Here is a 245-nt window from a genome sequence, read left to right on the forward strand (position 1 = left end):
TTTTGCGTGATGCCATCGATCACCTCCCAGATGCGGCGCTGCAAGTCTTCACGCCCGGCGGGCGCTATTTCCAGGTCCCGGAGCACTTCAAAGAAACCGTCCGAACCCGGTAACGCACGCAGGGTGGACCACTGGAGCCGGCGCTGCGCCAACTGCTCAGTGGAAAAGCCCGTGGACCAGCGCCGAAACGGAGCATCCGCGCCAGCCAGCACCACCGGGCCATCCACCGCACTCGTCACGCAGGC

The 245-nt window shown here is 65.3% G+C and carries 1 protein-coding gene; it reads right to left on the reverse strand.

Annotated features, from left to right (window positions below):
• Positions 1-245 (reverse strand): hypothetical protein (locus AC2Q9J_RS18395; RefSeq protein ID WP_499042169.1); only part of this gene is annotated, 245 nt, incomplete at both ends.

This window comes from Planococcus sp. RAB007_Raresut, from assembly GCF_057369535.1.